Raw genomic sequence first — 16,117 nt, 5'->3', positions numbered from 1 at the left:
CCCGCCCCATGATTGCTGCGTGAGCGGGCAGCGCCGGGCCATGCCCGGCGTGCGCAGTGGCTGCAACGGCATCGCCGGGCGGCGCCCGGCGTCACCGTCAGTTGTCCAGTTCCAGCACCATGCGTACCAGCCCTTCGGTGCCGTTCGGGTGCGGAACGGGCTTGAAGCCCAGCGAGGCAGCCAGCTGCTTCATCGGCTCGTTCTCGGCCGCCACATCGCCGTACAGGCGATCCAGGTACTTGCCCCGACCCCACTTCACCAGCTTGCGCATCAGCTGCCGGCCCAGGCCCTGGCCGATGAGGAAGCGGCTGATCAGGATCGCGTACTCGGCTTCGCGGGTACCGGGGATGATCGAGGCCCGGGCGACCGCACCGACCACGGCCTCACCGGCGGGCAGGGACTCGGCCGCGACCAGGGTGATCTCGGTCTTGGGATTCGGATGGGTCAGGCGCTGGGTGGTTTCCGGTGACAGCTCGGTCACCGCCTGCAGGAAACGGTCGCGGATTTCTTCCGGCCCGAACAGGCTGAAGGCCGCTTGCAGCGGCGCGCTGTCTTCCGGGCGGATGGGGCGGATCAGCAGCTCGTGGCCGCTGGGAGCCTTGAAGATCTCATGCCAGGGCGGCATGCGGTTGCGAGTGGCCATACCGGGTGATTCCTTGGTGGTCCATCGATTGTGGCATCACCGGGGCTGTCTTCCGTGAACAAAAGGCTCACGGGCGTACAGCCTCGTGAAGGCCATTATTCAGGTGCCTTGAGCCAATCCAGGCGGGTGCTGGCGCCGGGCTCACCCAGGTGCTGGCGCAGCGCCGGCAGGGCCGGACCGACCGCCCGGTCGAACTGCCAGGGGGCGTTGAGCACCAGCATGCCGCTGCCGTTGAGGCGCAGCGGTGAGTCGTCGGGGCGTACCAGGAACTCGATGGTCACTGCCGACTTGACCGGCAAGGCAGTGGCCTTGCGCAGGAAATGCAGGATCGTGCGGCGCTGCTTGATCGGGAACCACACCGCGCAGGTGGCCTGCGGCCAGCGCGCCAGCGTCTCGGCCAGCGCTGCCAGGATGCGCTGGTACTCGGCGTCCTGGGCCTCGTAGGGCGGGTCGATCAGCACCAGGCCGCGGCCGATCTTGCTGCCGTTGACCTTCGGCGGCAGCAGCGAGCGCAGCAGTGCATAGCCGTCGCCCGGGTGCACGCCGACCCGGCTGTCATGGGCGAACAGGGCCTTGAGCGTGCCTGCTTCGTCTTCCTGCAGCTCGCATACCGCCATCCGGTCCTGCGCACGCATGGCCTGGGCGGTGAGCAGGGGCGAGCCGGGGTAGTTGGTCAGCGCGCCGACCGGATTGTCGGCCTGCACGGCCTTCAGGTAGCGCTCGACCACGTCCGGCAGCTTCGGCTGCGCCATCAGGCGCATGACCCCGGATTCGGCCTCCAGCGTCTTGCGGCTCTCTTCGCTGGCCAGCAGATAGCGGCCAGCGCCGCCGTGGGTGTCCAGCACGAAGAACGGGCTGTCCTTGCGCTTGAAGCTGTCGATCAGGGCCAGCTGCACGATGTGCTTGAGGACATCGGCATGGTTGCCGGCGTGGAAGGCATGGCGGTAATTCATGCGGGCAGTGTACGGGGCGGCGGCCGCAGCGGCTATGCTGCGCGCCATGACAGCTCCCGTTGCCCATGTCCTGGTGGTCGAGGACGAAGCCGCCATCGCCGAAACCGTGCTCTACGCGCTGCGCAGCGAGGGCTACCTGGCCAGTCACTGCCTGCTCGGCAGCGATGCCCTGCAGCGGCTGCGGGACGGTGGCATCGATGTGGTGGTGCTGGACGTGGGCCTGCCGGACCTGAGCGGCTTCGAGGTCTGTCGTCGGCTGCGTGCGCTGCCCGGTCCGCAGGCGCAGCTGCCGGTGATCTTCCTGACCGCCCGTAACGACGAGCTGGACCGGGTGCTGGGCCTGGAACTGGGCGCCGACGACTACATGGCCAAGCCGTTCTCGCCGCGCGAGCTGGTGGCGCGGGTGCGCGCGCGGCTGCGGCGGGCGGTGCCTGCTGCCAGCGACACCGACGCGGGCTGGCAGACGCATGGCGCCTTCGCCATCGACCGCGAGGGCCGGCGTGTCCGCTTCCACGGCCAGGCGCTGGACCTGACCCGCTACGAGTACGCACTGCTGGAAGCCCTGCTGCAACGCCCCGGGGCCATCCTCAGCCGCGCCCAGCTGATGGACCGCGGCTGGGACAGCAGTGCCGACAGCGCCGACCGCACGGTCGATACGCACGTCAAGACCCTGCGTGCCAAGCTGCGCGCGGCCGGCGCCAGCACCGACCCGATCCGGACCCACCGTGGCCTGGGCTACGCCCTGGAGGTGTGAGCGATGCGTCTGGTGATGAAGCTGTTCCTGGGCTTCTTCCTGATCGTGGGCATCGCCGCGTTCTTCGTCATGCGCGTGTTCGTCAACGAAGTGAAGCCGGGCGTGCGCCAGGCGATGGAATCGACCCTGGTCGATGCAGCCAACGTGCTGGCCGAGATGGCGGCGGCGGACGTCAAGGCAGGCACCATCAACAGCGGCAGTTTCACCCGCAACCTGGCCAAGGCGCGGCAGCGTGACCTGAAAGCGATGGTGTGGCGCTTTCCCAAGCGCGCCCTCGATTACCGGGTGACGATCACCGATGCGAAAGGCATCGTGATCTACGATTCGCAGGGCCGCGACGTCGGTCGTGACAACTCGCGCTGGAACGATGTCTACCGCACCCTGCGCGGCGAGTACGGCGCCCGCTCCAGCCCGGAGACGCCGGGCGAGGAGGGCAACACCGTGATGCATGTGGCCGCGCCGGTGTACGACCCGGGCGATGGCCGCACCCTCATCGGCGTGCTCACCCTGGCCCAGCCCAACCGCAGCATCGATCCGTTCATTGCGGCCAGCCAGCGCGCCATCATCGAACGCGGCGCATGGCTGATAGGACTCTCGGCGCTGGTCGGGGTGCTGGTGACGATGTGGTTGACCACCGGCCTGGGCCAGCTCAGCCGCTATGCGCGCGCGGTCACCGCCGGTGAGCCGGTGCCGCCGCCACGCCGCCGCCGCGATGAGATCGGTGATCTCGGCCAGGCGCTGGAGACCATGCGGCGCAAACTCGAAGGCAAGGCCTACGTCGAGCAGTATGTGCAGTCGCTGACGCACGAAATGAAGAGCCCACTGGCCGCGATACGCGGTGCCGCCGAGCTGCTGCAGGAACCGATGGCCGATGCCGACCGTGCGCACTTCGCGCGCAGCATCCTCGAGCAGCAGGAGCGGTTGACCGAAACCATCGACAAGCTGCTGGCGCTGGCCGAAGTGGAGCAGCATGGCTGGCTGCAGACGCGTGCTCCGATCGCACTGCCGGACCTGCTGCAGCAGACCGTCGCAGCCGCGCAGGTGCGCGCGCAGGCGGCCGGCGTCGAGGTACGCACTGATGCCGTGGCGGATCTGAGCATTCAGGGTGATGCCTATCTGCTGCGGCAGGCGCTGAACAACCTGGTCGACAACGCGGTTGCCTTCTCTCCATCGGGGACGGAGGTGGTGCTGCAGGCACAGGTTGAGGACGGCGGCGTGCGCCTGCAGGTGGCCGACCGGGGGGCCGGCATTCCCGACTATGCCCGTGACCGCGTGTTCGAGCGCTTCTATTCGTTGGCCCGTCCCGGCAGTGGCCGCCGCAGCTCCGGCCTCGGGCTGCCGTTCGTGCAGGAAGTGGCGCGCCTGCACGATGGCCGTGTCCAGCTGCAGGCCCGCGACGGCGGCGGGACCGTGGCCAGCCTGTGGTTGCCGCTGGGCATGCCCGGCCCGCGCACGCGGCGCTGACTTCACATCCGCTTCAAATTCGCCACAAACCCCGCTCACCGTCACGGTCCATGCTGCAGCCCTCTCCAACGAGGATGGACCATGAAATCCCTGAAGATGCTGCTGCGGTTCGCCATTGTCGGCGGACTGATCCTGCTGCTGCTGATTCCGCTGATGATGATCCGCAGCGTGATCAACGAGCGCAGCCAATACCGCGACGAAGCCTTCGCGCGGGTCGCTGACAGCCGCGCCGGCGCGCAGCAGCTGGTGGGGCCGGTGCGGGTGGTGCCGTGGGTGGAGCGCCAGCAGGTGGAAGTCGTCGACGCCAAGGGCAACAAGAAGACCGAGGTGCAGGTCAGCGAAGGGCACTGGCTGCAGATGCCGGCCTCGCTCGACGTTGGCGGCGAGATGCTGCCCAGCCAGCGTGAGGTCGGGCTGTTCAAGGTGCCGGTGTACAGCTGGAACGGCCAGTTGAAGGCCTCTTTCGCGGCTGACGACTATCCGGTCAAGCCAGGCCGTACCTATGGCCAGCCCTATGTGGCGTTGGGCGTGTCTGACGCGCGTGGCCTGGTCGGGACGCCCAACCTGCGCGTGGATGGCCGCCAGGTGCGCCTGCTGCCGGGTGTCGGCGCCGCTGCGGAACTGGGGCGTGGCCTGCATGCGCCCGTTGCGGGTTTTGCCGCGGTGCAGGGCGGGCTGCTGGCAGCGAGCACGGTGGAGCTGGAACTGCGGCTGGACGGCAGCCGCATGCTGTCGGTCGTGCCGGTAGGCGATGACAACCGCATCGCACTGCGGTCGCGCTGGCCGCATCCGTCCTTCGCCGGCGCCTTCCTGCCGAACGAACGCCGCGTCGATGCGCAGGGCTTCGACGCACGCTGGGCGGTGTCCTCGCTGGCCTCCGATGCCCAGCGCCAGCTGCGCGGCGATGGCGAGGTGGCGTCGCAGGCGGTCAGCGTGTCGCTGGTCGATCCGGTCGACGCCTACACACAGGCGGATCGCGCCTCCAAGTACGGCGTGCTGTTCGTGCTGCTCACCTTCGTCGGCTTCATTCTGTTCGAGCTGATCAAATCGCTGCGCATCCACCCGCTGCAGTACCTGATGGTGGGCCTGGCACTGGCGATCTTCTTCCTGCTGCTGATCAGCCTGTCCGAGCACATCGCCTTCTGGAAGGCGTATCTGGTCTCGGCGGCGGCCTGCATCGGCCTGCAGGCGGTGTACCTGGCCAACGTGCTCGGTCACTGGAAGCGCGGTCTGGGCTTCGCCGCGCTGCTGACCGTGCTGTATGGCGCGCTTTACGGGCTGCTGGTCTCGGAGAACAACGCGCTGCTGATGGGCTCGCTGCTGCTGTTCGTGATTCTGGCGCTGGCGATGTGGGTGACCCGCCGCGTGGACTGGTATGCGCTGGGCGCGGAAGCAAAGTGAGGAGATCGCGATGGGATGGCGCCAGGGATTGCGGCTGAGAGCCCAGCAGGGCATTCCGGCCCTGCTCGAAGTGGATGCACTGCTGCAGGCGCATGGCGTGCTGGCGGCCCTGCCGGGGGCGCGGATCGCCCCCGGCCTGGTCCGCTTCCAGCTGGCGGCGGCCACCTGCGAAGGAGTGCTGGGGCAGGGGCTGGAGTGGCTGGACGGTGCACGGCAGGGACGTGGCGTGCTGGGTGGAAAGGTGCCGCGCTACCTGCCCTGGAAGGCCGGGCCGGGGGCATTGGCCGAGATCGGCATCGCCGGCCTGCCCGGCGACTGGCCTGCGCATGCTGCGGTTTACGGCTGCAGCAGCATCGACCGGCGGCACTGGTTGCTGCTGCTGCCCATGCGCGCCCAGCTGTGGCTGGGCTGGAGCGGATGAGGCGCCTGCACCGCCCATGACCGATGGGACGGGGGTCGGGCGCCCCCGCTGGCTAGACTCGAGGGGTTGATGATCGAGCCGAAGGGCAGGGGTGGGATGTGCTGAAGTGGGGTGTGCTGGCGGTTGCGCTGGCGATGAGCGGCAATGCGATGGCGCAGCAGCGCGAGCCGGTGGACCTGGACATGGTCAGCCGCATCCGCCAGGAGGCGTTCCATCGCTCGCAGGTGATGGACACCTTCAGCTATCTCACCGAGCGCATCGGGCCGCGCCTGACCAACTCCCCGGCGATGGGGCGCGCAAACGCGTGGACCCGCAGCAAGTTCACCGAATGGAAGCTGGACAATGTCCACGACGAAGCGTTCGATGACTTCGGCCGTGGCTGGGAGTTCACCTCGGCCAGCGTGGAGATGCTCGGTGACCGCGTGATGCCACTGCACGCACTGCCCAAGGCCTGGACGCCGGGCACCGGAGGACCGGTCGAGGGCGAGCTGGTACAGGTGGACATCAAGAAGCCGGAAGACATCGAGAAGTACCGCGGCAAGCTGCGCGGGAAGATCCTGCTGCTCGGCGAGGCGCGCGAGTACAAGCGGGGTACCGAGCCGGACTCGCATCGTCACGACGCCACCTCGCTGGAGGGACTGCAGGAATTCACCCTGCCCAAGGACAAGGACGCCACCGCCGAGCGCGCCAAGCGGGTGAAGGAGTACCAGGAGCGGCAGGCGCTGGCGGCCAAGGTCAACGCCTTCTTCGTCGAGGAAGGCGCATTGGCCTCGATCAGCATCAGCAGCTGGGACAACGGCATCATCCGCGTGGCCGGTGGTGGCTCGCGCAAGGCCGGGGAGTCGGTCGGCATTCCGGAGCTGGCGATGATCGCCGAGCACTTCAATCCGCTGGTGCGTGCACTGGAGGCCAAGCAGCCCGTGCGCCTGCGGGTGGACGTGAGCGCGCGTTTCACCGACGACAGCGATCAGCCCGGCTACAACACGCTGGCGGAGATCCGGGGCAGCAGCAGGCCGGATGAGGTGGTGATGATCGGCGCGCACCTCGATTCCTGGCACAGCGGCACCGGCGCGGCCGACAACGCGGCCGGCGTGGCGGTGATGATGGAAGCCATGCGCATCCTCAAGGCCACCGGTGCCAAGCCCCGGCGCACCATCCGGGTGGCGCTGTGGAGCGGCGAGGAGCAGGGCCTGATCGGCTCGCAGGCCTACGTCGCCAAGCACTTCGGCCAGTTCCCGGAACCGGTGGACGCTGCGCAGAAGGCGTTGCCGGCCTCGCTGCGCGACCCCACCGGACCGCTGCGCAAGACCCGCGACTACAGCAAGTTCCAGGTCTACTTCAACATGGACAACGGCTCCGGCCGCTTCCGTGGCATCTACGCGCAGGAGAACCTGGCGGCGATGCCGATCTTCGAGGCCTGGCTCGCCCCGTTCCATGATGTCGGCGCCACCACGGTGGCGACCCGCAACACCGGCAGCACCGACCACATCAGCTTCGATCGCGTCGGCCTGCCCGGCTTCCAGTTCATCCAGGACCGGCTGGATTACTTCACCAATGTCCACCACAGCCACCTGGACACCTGGGACCACGCCGAGCCCGAAGATCTCAAGCAGGCAGCGGCCATCGTGGCCTCCTTTGCCTACAACGCGGCGATGCGCGAGCAGTCGTTCCCGCGCAAGGCCGAGCCGCAGCCGTGACGTGAGCCGGAGGGGCGGACTCCGTCCGTCCCTCCGTGCCGGCGCGGGGCTGGTGGTAAAATCGGGGAATTCCCGTTCCTCGAGCCCCACATGACCTGCCGCACCCGCTTCGCCCCCAGTCCTACCGGTTATCTGCATATCGGTGGCGCCCGCACCGCGCTGTACTGCTGGCTGGAGGCCCGCCACCGCGGCGGCGAGTTCGTGCTGCGCATCGAGGATACCGACCGTGAACGCAGCACCCAGGGGGCGATCGACGCCATCCTGGAGGCGATGGAGTGGCTGGGCCTGGACTACGACGAAGGTCCGATCTACCAGACCGACCGGGTGGCCCGTTACCGGGAAGTCGCCGAGCAGCTGATTGCCGACGGCAAGGCCTACTACGCCTATGAAACCCGGGAAGAGCTGGACGCGATGCGCGAAGCCGCCATGGCCAGGCAGGAAAAGCCGCGCTACAACGGTGCCGCGCGCGAGCTGGGCCTGCCGTACCGGGACGACCCGAACCGCGTCATCCGCTTCAAGAATCCGCTGCAGGGTACGGTGGTGTTCGATGACCTGATCAAGGGCCGGATCGAGATCGCCAACAGCGAACTGGATGACATGGTCATCTTCCGTCCGGACGGCTATCCCACCTACAACTTCGCGGTGGTGGTGGATGACTGGGACATGGGCATCACCGAGGTCATCCGCGGTGACGACCACATCAACAACACGCCGCGCCAGATCAACCTGTACGAAGGCATCGGTGCACCGGTGCCGAAGTTCGGCCACATGCCGATGATCCTGGACGAGCAGGGCGCCAAGCTGTCCAAGCGCACCGGTGCCGCCGACGTGATGCAGTACCGGGATGCCGGCTACCTGCCGGACGCACTGCTGAGCTACCTGGCCCGCCTGGGCTGGTCGCATGGTGACCAGGAACTGTTTACCCGCCAGGAACTGATCGACCTGTTCGATGTGAAGGACTGCAACTCCAAGGCGTCGCGCCTGGACATGGCCAAGCTGGGCTGGGTCAACCAGCACTTCCTGAAGACCGTGGAGCCGGCCGACATCGTGCCGCACCTGGTCTACCAGCTGCAGAAGCTGGGCCTGGACGTGGCGGCGGGCCCGGCACCGGTAGACGTGGTGATCGCCCTGCGTGAACGCGTGCAGACCCTGAAGGAAATGGCCGAGAAGGCCGTGGTCTGGTACCAGCCGCTGAACGACTACGACGAAGCCGCAGTGGCCAAGCACTTCAAGGCCGGGGCCGAGGTCGCCCTGGGCAAGGCCCGTGAACTGCTGGCGGCGCTGCCGGAATGGACGGCCGAAGCGGTCGGCACGGCCCTGCACGACACGGCCGCCGCGCTGGAGATCGGCATGGGCAAGGTCGCCCAGCCGCTGCGCGTGGCCATCACCGGTACCCAGGTCAGCCCTGACATTTCCCACACCGTGTACCTGGCCGGCCGTGAGCAGGCCTTGAAACGCATCGACGCGGCCATTACCAAGGTAGCAACGGTCTGAGGCATCCTTGCCAGGCCGAACCGGAGAACGCGCATGCCCGCCAAGACTGCCACTGCCTGTACCGCCCCCCACCACCACGTCCATGACGCATCGGATTTCGTGGCGGTGGTCGAGCGTGTCTCGCGCGAACGCGGGCTGCGCCTGACCCCCATCCGCGCCAACGTACTGAAGCTGATCGCCGAAGCCGGCAAGCCGGTCAAGGCCTACGAGCTGCTGGAATGGGTGCGCAACGGCAAGGGCGTGGGTGCCGATGCCCCGCCCACCGTGTACCGCGCGCTGGACTTCCTGATGGCCAATGGCTTCGTGCACAAGCTGGAATCGGTGAATGCCTTCGTGGCCTGCCACCACCCCAGCAGTGCGGCGCATTCGGTGCCGTTCCTGATCTGCAACAGCTGCCACAGCGCGGTGGAACTGGAAGACCGCGAGATCGTCGGCCAGCTGGAGAAGCGGGCCAAGGAGCTCGGCTTCCAGCCGCAGGCGCAGACGCTGGAAGTGCACGGACTCTGCGCCCGCTGCGCAGGCTGAGCGGCCGGTGGGATTGGGGTCAGATTCCTTTTGCCAAGGCAAAAGGGATCTGACCCCGTTTCACGAGCTCGACCCTACCGGGCCGGCGCAGGCTCGGCCGCCGTATCCACCCGTGCGATCACTGACATGCCGGGACGCAGTCGCGCGGCCAGCTCCTGCCCCGGATCGATCGAGATCCGGATCGGCAGCCGCTGCACCACCTTGGTGAAGTTGCCGCTGGCATTGTCCGGGCGCAGGACGCTGAATTCCGAGCCGGTGGCGGGGGCGATCTGCTCCACATGGCCGCGCAGCACCTGGCCCTGGAACGCGTCCACGGCGAACGTCGCAGGTTGGCCGATGCGCATCTGCCAGGTCTGGCCCTCCTTGTAGTTGGCGACCACCCACAGCGCGTCGGGCACCAGGAACAGCAGCTGCGAGCCGGCGGCCACGTACTGGCCGGTGCGCACGCTGGCCTCGCTGATCTGCCCGTCGCGCGGCGCATGGATCACGGTATTGGCCAGGTCGATGCGTGCCAGTTCCAGCTGCGCCTGTGCGCTTTCCACCTGTGCCTCCAGGCTCTTGCGTGCCACCTGGGTGGAGACCAGCGTTTCCTCGGCGATGCGGATCTGTGCCTGTGACTGCTGCACGCTGGCCTGCGCCGACGCCTGGGTCGTGCGGAAGCGGTCGCGGTCATTGATCGATACCAGGCGTTGTGCGGCGAGCTGTTCGTACCGCTTCAGCTCGTTGCGGGAGCGCTCAAGCTCGGCCTTGCCGGCGGACAGGGTGGCCTGGGCCGCAGCGATCTGCGCGCGGTTCTGCGCCTGCGACTGATCGGAGTTGGCCAACGCCGCGCGCGCGCTGTCCAGCGTGGCCTGTGCCTGCGCCACGCGCTGCGCATAGATGCGGTCATCGATGCGCAGCAGGGGTTCGCCCTTCTTCACGTGCTGGAAGTCCTTCACCAGCACCTCGGTCACATAGCCATTGACCTGGGGTGCCATCACCGTGATCTGCCCGCGCACGTAGGCGTTGTCGGTGACCATCACGCTGCTGGCAAACGGCCACAGGTGCCACGCGCGCAGGATCAGTGCGATGCCCAGCAGGGCCACCACCACCATCACGGCCACGCTGCGCGCACTGGGTCTGAGGTACTTCGGCGCGACCGCCGGCTCAGCCGGCGTGGGCGCAGGTGCCGCATCGGTTGGCGGCGGTGGGGTCACGTTGTCGGCATCGTCGGGACGGGGCGGGACGGGAGGCATGGCGAAGGACTCAGCGGGGCGCTGCGGGGGAGGCCGCAGCGGAGGAGGGCGGATGGCGCTTGCGCCACTGCTTGAGCACGGCGGTACGCAGCGACAGCAGCAGCAACCAGCACAGGAAGCCGATCGCCAGCCAGCCGCTCAGGGTGAACACATCATTGAACCCACGGACATTGGCCTCGCGGCGCGTCGTCTGTGCCAGCTGCGCGGTGCCCTGCGCGCTGCGCAGCACCGGATCGGTGATCTGCGCGGCGTACAGCTGCTGCTGGATGCGCAGGCGCTGCGCCACCACCGGGTCGGCGGGATCAAGCTGGCTGGTCAGCGCGCTGGAATACAGCTGTTCGCGATGCAGCTGGAAGGTTCCCAGCAGCGCCGAGCCGGCCAGCCCGCCCAGCGTCTGGGTGATCGACAGCGTTACCAGGAAGGTGATCATGTGGTCCACACCCTGTTTCAGGGCGGCGGAGATGCCCAGCATGATCAGCGGGCCCATGAACATCCCGGCACCGACCGAGGCCAGGAACTGGCTGAGGTAGAAATCGTGGGGACGGTCCATGCTGGTGCGGTTCTGGTCGAAGAACGCCGCCGAACCCAGCAGCAGGATCGCCATCAGCAGCTGCGGGATCAGCCGCTTCGGGCCGAAGGTCACGGCGGTACCGATGATGCCGGTGACAACCCCTGCCAGAATCACCACGAACAAGGGGCGCAGCTGGTCCGGGCCCATGCCCAGCGTGCGCATCAGGCTGACCACGCCGTAGGACTGCTCGGTGGTCAGGAAGCGGATGAGGAACGCACCCACGATGAAGTGCAGTACCGGCAGGCTGGCCAGCCAGCGCGTCTGCAGCAGTGGATTGCGCCGGTAGTGCTCGATGATGAAGGCGGTGGTCGACAATGCGATCGAGGCGACCAGCGCCCAGCCCAGCCACGGTGTGTCCAGCCACCAGCGCGTGTAGCCCTGGGCCAGCACCACCACCAGCAGCGCAACCGCCGGGGCAAGCAGGCTGAAGGTGAGGAAATCCATGGGCTCGAAGGCCTTGATCTGCACGCCTGGCGGCAGCTTCAGCACCACCACCGCCGCGAACGCACACAGCGCCAGCCCTGCTTCGAAGGAATACAGCTGGTGCCATTGCCCGGTATCGACCAGGCCGGGCGACACGATCCAGGCCAGCGGAACTGCCAGCTGCGACAGACCGACGCCGATCACCAGCAGGTTGCCGGTGAAGCGCCGCGGCAACGCCTGCAGCATGTACAGCGTACCCAGCGTCGAACACGCCGCACCGGCGAAACCGCTGGCCGCGCGCGTCAGCATCGTGGTTTCGAAGCTGCCCACGAACAGGTGCAGCACGGCCAGCGCGGCATACAGCCCCAGGCCGATCTCGGCGAACAGGCGGATGCCGTACTGCTGGCGGAACTTGAAGGCCAGCAGGTTGGCGGTGACGTTGACCATCGCGTAAGCGGCCACCAGCCAGCTGCCCTGGGTCGGGGTGAGCTGCAGTTGCCCCTGCAGGAACGGCAGGTTGGCGGTGACCAGCGCATTGCCGAGGCCGCCGGTGATGGCCACCAGCAGGGACACCAGGGCATAGGCTGCACGCCGGTAGGGTGGGTGCCACGGCATCGAAGCCGATCCGGGCATGGTCGGCTTCTCATGCTCCTCCCAGTCCGGCACCGGCTTCAGATACGGCTGCACCATCAGCGTGCTCCGCTGGCTGCTCCCTGGAGTCCTCCGCGCAGCAGTTGCAGGGCACGCCCGGCCAGACGGGCGCGCTCGTCACGGGTCTTGCCGCGAAGGGCGGCTCCCAGCATGCCGGAGATCAGTGAAATATCCGTTTTTTCCAGATCGGGACGGCACAGGCCTGCGGCGATGGCCCGCTGGATCGGTGCTTCCAGCAGGTCGCGTACGGTCTCGCGCGCGGCGCGCATGGAGGGCACGTCTGAATCAACGGCGCGCCAGTAATCGGCCAGCGCAGGTGAATCGATGATGCGCTGGGCCATCCCCTCGAACACCTCGAACAGGGCGTCGTCACGGTCGCCCAGCTGCTCCACCTGGCGGCGGATACGGTCGACCGCACGCTGCAGCAGGGCCTGGATCAGCGCGGTGCGGTCGGGAAAATTGCGGTACAGCGTGGCCCGGCCCACCTGGGCGCGTTCGACCACCAGGTCCAGCGGAGCGGTGACGCCGTGTTGCCCGAACACATGGTCGGCGGCGTCGAGAATGAGGGCACGGCGGGCAGCGGCATCAGCGCGTTGAGCGGTCATGGGTTCATTTTCGGACAGAAGTGTCCGATGTGCGAGACATTGAGTGACGGGATTGTCCGGTTGTTGTCCTACGCACATCTTTGTGATCGGTGTGTGAATTCGTATCCATGGCAGGTGGGAGGTGCCACCAGGCCATATCGATAGCGTCACGGCGCGGCTAATGTCCGAAGCCGTACCGGGTCCAAAAAAAGCGGGGGGCCAGCAGGCCCCCCGGGAGAGAACGACAACGAGCGTCGTCAGGGATCAGTGGAACGGCGTCCTGCTGCTGGAGGGGTCAGAAGTACGCACGGATGCCGAATGCGACACCGCGGCCCGGCAGCGGCGAGTAGTCGCGCAGCAGCGAGGTGTGCGGGCGCACTTCACGGTTGGTCAGGTTGCTGCCATCCAGGAACACCTCATAGCTGTTGCTGTCGTTGCGATCCCAGCGGTAGGCCAAGTGCGCATCGACCAGGGTGTAGCCGTCGCTCGGCTCTTCGTTCTGCGCCACGTCCTTCTGCCGGCTGTAACGCACGGCGCCCACCGACGCGCGCCAGCCGTCCTTCGCCCAGCGCAGGTCGGCACCGACGCGGGCCGGGGCGATGCGCGGCAGGTAGCCGGTGTTGGCCAGCTCCACGGTGTAGTTGTGGTTGTGGTCACCGTGCGGTACCGCGATGTCGAGGTTGCGGCTGCCGTTGCCGTCCAGCTTGGCCTGCACGTAATCGCCGAACAGGCGCAGATCCCAGTCGCCTGCGACGCCTTCGAACAGATGCACCAAGGCCTCCGCCTCGGCACCCTTGAACACCGCATCCTGCTGCGTCCATGCACGCACCGGCAGGCCTTCGGTGACGCCGGTGTCGGCCAGGTAGATGAAGTCCTTGAACTTCGTCTGGTAGATCGAGGCGGAGAAGTCCAGGCGATCGCTGTGGGTGTGGATGCCCAGCTCGACACGCTGGCCGCGCTCGGTCTTCAGGTTGGCATCGCCGATTTCCAGCGAGCGGGTGGCGATGTGCGCGCCAGCGGCATACAGCTCTTCATTGGTGGGGGCACGTTCGGAGCTGTCCACGCCGATGCGCAGGTCGACCGCGTCGTTGAGCTTCCAGATGCCGGCCGCGGACAGATTGGTGGCATCGAACTGCCGGCGGCGGTAATCGCCGGTCGGGTCCAGCTTGACCTGGTCGTGGCGGCCGCCGAGTTCGAGCTTGAACGGGCCGAACTGCTTCTCCTGCAGCACGAACAGGCCGATGTTTTTCGTTCCGGTGTCCGGCACGAATGCTTCTTCGCCCTTGGCGCCGAAATCGCTGTTGCCGAACTGCACGCCGAAGGCGCCGTCCCAGCCACCGACCTGCTGCTGTACGGCTTCCAGGCGGGTTTCGATGCCGCGGTTGGTGAAGCGTGTGGAGGGCGTGCCGGCCTCCAGCTCGACATGCTCGTAGTCGGTGTAGGCCACGCGGGCATTGATGTTCTTCAGGAACGAGACCGGGTTGTAGATGCCGGCCTTGGTCTCGAAGCGGTTCTGCACCATGTCGATGCGTACGTCATGCTCGTCGCCGCCTTCCTCCTCCTCGCCGTGATCATGATCATGATCGTGGTCATGATCGTCGCCGTCCGCGTGGACGTGGGCGCCATTGGGGATGCCATAGTTGGTGCGATAGGTGCTGGCCGACACGCCGAAGTAGCCGCCCTCGCCCAGCCAGGTGGCACCCACGCCACCGGCCCGGGTGCGGATGGAGCTGTTGTCCAGGCGGCCACGGCGCGGCTCGTCGCCTTCCTCGCCCGCGTGGTCGTGGTCATGGTCTTCGTGGTGGTCTTCCAGGCTGTCGATCACCGCGTAGCCGGGAATGCGGTAGTCGTCGCCGTTGCGCACCAGGCCGTCGACATGCAGCACGACGTTGCCGCTGACGCCGTCGAGGCGGAACATGCCGCTGCGTTCGTCATTGACGGAGTTACCGCGCAGTTCAGCGCGGCCGCTGAGCGGACGGTCGGGCAGCTCGCGGGCGATGCGGCCATCGACGACGTTGACCGCGCCGCCGATCGCACCGCTGCCGAACAGCAGTGTCGCCGGGCCCTTCAGCACTTCGATCTGATCAGCCAGGAACGGTTCGATGCTGGTGGCATGGTCGGCGCTGACGGTGGAGGCATCCATGTTGCCCATGCCGTTGGACAGCACGGCCACCCGCGGGCCTTCCTGGCCGCGGATGATTGGACGACCGACACCGGGGCCGAAGAAGGTGCTCTGCACGCCCGGCAGCTTGGCCACCGTATCGCCGAGGGTGCCTGCCTTCTGTTCGTCCAGGCGCTCGCCGGCGAGCACTTCGACCGGGCGTGCCAGCGACTCGGCGTCGCCCTGCAGCGGCGAGGCGGTGACCTGCACCGACGACAGCTCGGTCAGGTGGCGGTCACGGTGCGCATCGTCGTCGCCTGCGGCGAATGCGGCGGACGGCAGCAGCGCGGCGAGCGCCAGGGCGAGGGTGTGCGGCTTGAACCGCAGGGAAGGGGCGGGCATCGAGAAGTCCTTGTTACTGTGTATCAATTGTGAAGCGCACGTATCCCGTCGCGGGACAGGGGGAGAGGAGATCGTGCGGACCAGGAAGGAATGTTATATTATTCCATAACGATTCGCCGACCCTGCTGGAAGTCATGTCCCTCTCCTCCCACCTGCGCCATCTGCTCGACCGTTTCGGTGCCACCGGATCGATGCTGTGCGCAGTGCACTGTGCGGTGATTCCGGTGCTGCTGGCCGCAGCGCCTTCGCTGGGCCTGTCGTTCTGGCTCAGCGATGGCGTTGAACAGGCGCTGGTCGTGTTCGTGACCCTGCTGGGTCTGTTCAGCCTTGTCTGGGGCTACCGCCGGCATGGCGCCCTGCGCGCGCTGGCGTTCCTGATTCCCGGGCTGGTCGCGCTGTGGGCCGGGGTTCTGTACGACCCGCTGCATCATAATGCCGTGCCGCACGCGGTGGTGATGACCATTGGCGGTCTGCTGGTTGGCGTTGCCCATCTGGTCAATCTGCGGCTCAACCACAGCCACGTACACGACGCCAGCTGCGCGCACTAGGCGCTCCGTGATAGGCTTTCCGATCGTGCGCGGGGGCGTCCAGCAAGGCGGCCCCGCCGAACCCGTGTCAGCACGGGGTAACCAGATTTCACATTTGAGGAGTTGAAGACATGGGTAAGGGTGACCGCAAGACCGCCAAGGGCAAGCGCTACAACGCCAGCTACGGCAACGCCCGTTCGAACACCGCGAGCAAGGTCGCCGTAGGCGCCGCTGCCCCGGTCGCCAAGAAGCCCGTGGCCAAGGCTCCGGC

At 67.4% G+C, this 16,117-nt stretch carries 15 protein-coding genes; 9 read left to right on the top strand and 6 right to left on the bottom strand.

Going from position 1 to position 16,117, the window contains the following annotated elements:
• Window positions 1–97: 97 nt before the first annotated feature.
• Window positions 98–643 (bottom strand): GNAT family N-acetyltransferase, encoded by a 546-nt coding sequence (locus QMZ25_RS08645; RefSeq protein ID WP_053517384.1) that lies wholly within the window; start codon window positions 641–643, stop codon window positions 98–100.
• Window positions 644–738: 95 nt separating this feature from the next.
• Complete coding sequence (gene rlmJ / locus QMZ25_RS08640) at window positions 739–1,596, bottom strand: 23S rRNA (adenine(2030)-N(6))-methyltransferase RlmJ (RefSeq protein ID WP_053517399.1); 858 nt, start codon at window positions 1,594–1,596, stop codon at window positions 739–741.
• A 34-nt stretch (window positions 1,597–1,630) separates the two neighbouring features.
• On the opposite strand from rlmJ, the gene creB reads away from it, so the two are divergent.
• The 7 genes from creB (at window position 1,631) to QMZ25_RS08605 (ending at window position 9,352) form a co-directional block, all read left to right on the top strand.
• Window positions 1,631–2,350: a two-component system response regulator CreB gene (gene creB / locus QMZ25_RS08635; RefSeq protein ID WP_080375257.1), complete on the top strand. Its 720-nt coding sequence runs from the start codon at window positions 1,631–1,633 to the stop codon at window positions 2,348–2,350.
• A gap of 3 nt (window positions 2,351–2,353) precedes the next feature.
• Entirely contained in the window at window positions 2,354–3,814 is a 1,461-nt protein-coding gene (gene creC, locus QMZ25_RS08630) for a two-component system sensor histidine kinase CreC (RefSeq protein WP_197571881.1), read from the top strand.
• An 81-nt stretch (window positions 3,815–3,895) separates the two neighbouring features.
• Window positions 3,896–5,215, top strand: a complete 1,320-nt coding sequence (creD, locus tag QMZ25_RS08625; protein ID WP_065181151.1) for a cell envelope integrity protein CreD — start codon at window positions 3,896–3,898, stop codon at window positions 5,213–5,215.
• 10 nt (window positions 5,216–5,225) lie between these two features.
• A complete protein-coding gene (locus QMZ25_RS08620) occupies window positions 5,226–5,636 on the top strand; it encodes a hypothetical protein (protein ID WP_283219460.1) in 411 nt (136 codons plus the stop codon).
• 98 nt (window positions 5,637–5,734) lie between these two features.
• Window positions 5,735–7,333, top strand: coding sequence for a M28 family metallopeptidase (locus QMZ25_RS08615; protein ID WP_164150775.1), 1,599 nt, complete (start codon window positions 5,735–5,737; stop codon window positions 7,331–7,333).
• 90 nt (window positions 7,334–7,423) lie between these two features.
• Complete coding sequence (gene gltX / locus QMZ25_RS08610; protein WP_053517391.1) at window positions 7,424–8,827, top strand: glutamate--tRNA ligase; 1,404 nt, start codon at window positions 7,424–7,426, stop codon at window positions 8,825–8,827.
• 33 nt (window positions 8,828–8,860) lie between these two features.
• Window positions 8,861–9,352, top strand: coding sequence for a Fur family transcriptional regulator (locus QMZ25_RS08605; RefSeq protein WP_053517393.1), 492 nt, complete (start codon window positions 8,861–8,863; stop codon window positions 9,350–9,352).
• Window positions 9,353–9,426: 74 nt separating this feature from the next.
• Here the strand turns inward: QMZ25_RS08605 and QMZ25_RS08600 are convergent, their stop codons facing one another.
• The 4 genes from QMZ25_RS08600 to QMZ25_RS08585 form a co-directional block, all read right to left on the bottom strand.
• Entirely contained in the window at window positions 9,427–10,587 is a 1,161-nt protein-coding gene (locus QMZ25_RS08600; RefSeq protein ID WP_111185833.1) for an HlyD family secretion protein, read from the bottom strand.
• Between the two features lie 10 nt (window positions 10,588–10,597).
• A complete protein-coding gene (locus QMZ25_RS08595; protein WP_065174667.1) occupies window positions 10,598–12,271 on the bottom strand; it encodes an MFS transporter in 1,674 nt (557 codons plus the stop codon).
• On the bottom strand, window positions 12,271–12,837 hold the full coding sequence (locus tag QMZ25_RS08590; protein WP_053518751.1) for a TetR/AcrR family transcriptional regulator: 567 nt from the start codon (window positions 12,835–12,837) through the stop codon (window positions 12,271–12,273). Before QMZ25_RS08590 ends, QMZ25_RS08595 begins: the two co-directional genes overlap by 1 nt.
• Before the next feature lie 274 nt (window positions 12,838–13,111).
• A complete protein-coding gene (locus tag QMZ25_RS08585) occupies window positions 13,112–15,319 on the bottom strand; it encodes a TonB-dependent receptor (protein ID WP_197571876.1) in 2,208 nt (735 codons plus the stop codon).
• Window positions 15,320–15,453: 134 nt separating this feature from the next.
• Here QMZ25_RS08585 and QMZ25_RS08580 point away from each other — a divergent pair, with 134 nt between their 5' ends.
• Both QMZ25_RS08580 and QMZ25_RS08575 read left to right on the top strand, forming a co-directional pair.
• Entirely contained in the window at window positions 15,454–15,867 is a 414-nt protein-coding gene (locus tag QMZ25_RS08580) for a MerC domain-containing protein (protein ID WP_053518754.1), read from the top strand.
• 110 nt (window positions 15,868–15,977) lie between these two features.
• On the top strand, window positions 15,978–16,117 hold a 140-nt coding region (locus QMZ25_RS08575; protein ID WP_283219471.1), incomplete at its 3' end, for a 30S ribosomal protein THX.

Origin of the sequence: Stenotrophomonas sp. RS-48 (assembly GCF_030053245.1) — a bacterium.
Lineage (GTDB): Bacteria > Pseudomonadota > Gammaproteobacteria > Xanthomonadales > Xanthomonadaceae > Stenotrophomonas > Stenotrophomonas maltophilia_P.
This window is presented reverse-complemented; position numbering and strand designations above follow the sequence as displayed.

What these genes read in the sequence shown, in the direction of transcription:
- QMZ25_RS08645 (WP_053517384.1), bottom strand. Translation starts at nt 643, where the DNA reads ATGGCCACTCGCAACCGCATGCCGCCCTGGCATGAGATCTTCAAGGCT.
- rlmJ (WP_053517399.1), bottom strand. Translation starts at nt 1,596, where the DNA reads ATGAATTACCGCCATGCCTTCCACGCCGGCAACCATGCCGATGTCCTC.
- creB (WP_080375257.1), top strand. Translation starts at nt 1,631, where the DNA reads ATGCTGCGCGCCATGACAGCTCCCGTTGCCCATGTCCTGGTGGTCGAG.
- creC (WP_197571881.1), top strand. Translation starts at nt 2,354, where the DNA reads ATGCGTCTGGTGATGAAGCTGTTCCTGGGCTTCTTCCTGATCGTGGGC.
- creD (WP_065181151.1), top strand. Translation starts at nt 3,896, where the DNA reads ATGAAATCCCTGAAGATGCTGCTGCGGTTCGCCATTGTCGGCGGACTG.
- QMZ25_RS08620 (WP_283219460.1), top strand. Translation starts at nt 5,226, where the DNA reads ATGGGATGGCGCCAGGGATTGCGGCTGAGAGCCCAGCAGGGCATTCCG.
- gltX (WP_053517391.1), top strand. Translation starts at nt 7,424, where the DNA reads ATGACCTGCCGCACCCGCTTCGCCCCCAGTCCTACCGGTTATCTGCAT.
- QMZ25_RS08605 (WP_053517393.1), top strand. Translation starts at nt 8,861, where the DNA reads ATGCCCGCCAAGACTGCCACTGCCTGTACCGCCCCCCACCACCACGTC.
- QMZ25_RS08600 (WP_111185833.1), bottom strand. Translation starts at nt 10,587, where the DNA reads ATGCCTCCCGTCCCGCCCCGTCCCGACGATGCCGACAACGTGACCCCA.
- QMZ25_RS08595 (WP_065174667.1), bottom strand. Translation starts at nt 12,271, where the DNA reads ATGGTGCAGCCGTATCTGAAGCCGGTGCCGGACTGGGAGGAGCATGAG.
- QMZ25_RS08590 (WP_053518751.1), bottom strand. Translation starts at nt 12,837, where the DNA reads ATGACCGCTCAACGCGCTGATGCCGCTGCCCGCCGTGCCCTCATTCTC.
- QMZ25_RS08585 (WP_197571876.1), bottom strand. Translation starts at nt 15,319, where the DNA reads ATGCCCGCCCCTTCCCTGCGGTTCAAGCCGCACACCCTCGCCCTGGCG.
- QMZ25_RS08580 (WP_053518754.1), top strand. Translation starts at nt 15,454, where the DNA reads ATGTCCCTCTCCTCCCACCTGCGCCATCTGCTCGACCGTTTCGGTGCC.